Source organism: Ruminococcus sp. Marseille-P328 (assembly GCF_964249465.1).
Classification (GTDB): Bacteria; Bacillota; Clostridia; order Lachnospirales; family Lachnospiraceae; genus Blautia_A; species Blautia_A faecis.
The window spans coordinates 1-1,869 of sequence record NZ_CAXUBQ010000057.1 but is presented as its reverse complement, the minus strand read 5'-3'; the positions used below and the strand labels follow the sequence as shown (position 1 = coordinate 1,869).

General features: G+C 41.3%; 1 protein-coding gene. It reads right to left on the bottom strand.

Annotation, left to right across the window (positions count from 1 at the left end):
* Positions 1 to 91 precede the first annotated feature (91 nt).
* A complete protein-coding gene (gene ltrA / locus ACESTK_RS20385) occupies positions 92 to 1,387 on the bottom strand; it encodes a group II intron reverse transcriptase/maturase (RefSeq protein ID WP_117650694.1) in 1,296 nt (431 codons plus the stop codon).
* Between the last annotated feature and the right edge of the window lie 482 nt (positions 1,388 to 1,869).

The window sequence follows — 1,869 nt, the reverse complement described above, 5'->3', positions numbered from 1 at the left end:
AGTCGAGTAGACTAAGACCTCTCAATCTTAGCCCCTCACAGATCCGTACGTGCGGCTTTCCCGCATACGGCTCCTCGTAGTAACATTCGCTTCAATATAAACAATAGTACGTTTTAGGTTTTGCTAACGGGTAATACTTAAGCATTTCCACAAATCCATTCCATGTGTATGCCCGTCTACAACCTCTCCGATTCATGGCTTTGAATAGAAACTGTTGTACTCTGTGCAGGAATGTTGTTATCTTCCGAAAATTCCATGTAACACCATAATACCGATAGTGTCCAATTAGTTTTACGTTCAACTCTTTAATTATTTCTCGCATTGGTCGATTTCGATTATCGTAAATCCAGTTCTTGTATGCTCTAACCTTTTGCTCAAACTTCTTTCTTGAAGTCTGTACCTTTGGTACGAAACCTCCCTTTCGAGTTTTGCTACAGTAGAAGGTAAATCCCAGAAAATCAAATGTTTCAGGCTTACATTCTCCTCTTGCTCTACGATTCTGCTCTGCAAATCTCCCAAATTCAATCAGTCTGCTTTTACTACTTTCCAGCTCCAGTCCAAACTTTTCCATTCGTTCCTTTAACTCTCTATAGTATCTTTCAGCTTCTGACTTATATTGAAATCCTGCAACAAAATCATCCGCAAAGTTGACGAGAAAACACTCTCCCTGCATTTTCCTTTGCACCACCAGCTTAAACCACAGCGTCAGCACATGATGCATGTATATATTTGCAAGCATCGGACTCATTACTGAGCCTTGTGCCGAACCTTCCTCTGTTGGCTCGAATTTTCCTTGCTCCATTATTCCTGCTTTAAGGTATTTACGTATTAGCCACAATAAGTTCCTATCCTGTATATTCCATTCAAGGAACTTCATCATCCAATCATGGTCGATATGGTCAAAGAAACCTTTGATATCGGCATCTACGATATAGCTGATTTTTCCATAGCTTATCCGTTGGTATACTTCTTTTATTGCTTCGTGACACCCCCTATTCGGTCTGAATCCATACATGCAGTTTAGGAATCTCGGTTCATAAATAGCTCCCAGTATTTTCTTCACTGCCATTTGTACAATCTTATCTTCATAGGAAGCAATCCCTAATGGTCGTTTCTTTCCATTTCCTTTAGGTATATATACCCTCAGTGACGGAAGTGGCTTAAAGGATTTGTTTTTCAACCTCTGTACCAGTTCCTTGATATTTCTATCAAGGTTCTTCCCATACTCATCCTTAGTTACCTTGTCAATTCCGACTGCTTTGTTCCCATCTAATTCCTTATGGCATTGCTTTAGCATATCTTCATTTATCAAGTGGTACACTGATGTAAATATAGGATGTTTTGATGTTGCCGATATCTCAGCTATTCTTACTAATTTCGTTTCCATTATTTCCTCCGTCCCTGAGTACGGATAATGTGTCCTCAGTAAGACCTTTACTATGCAATCCCCTTCCCTCCATCGGCATTGCCCGATTTCTACAGTACTATGGGATTGTCCGACCACCTACCATTCATTTGAAATCCTCCGTTTTCAGTTGCAACTTCATACTCTTCTTCGAGAAATGGCAGGTTCTCCCCAGTTGATGTGTATTCACAATGTAAAACATGATTGGTTCTCTGACTCCGCAGTGCCACATAATACTCGCCATATCGCATTACATGATATTGTCTTCCGCACCAGTTAAGACGTCGACCGACTGAAGTTAACGTTTCGAAGCTCAATCACTATTCAACCCTGCTTTCTTGCTGTCTACGCTTGTCAGATGCCGTTACCGGCATCATCCCAAGACTCGCTATTATCTGGTTGGCTAAACCTTGGATAAACCGGAATCCCACCGGCTTGACTACACACCCTTAGCTGGGCGCACA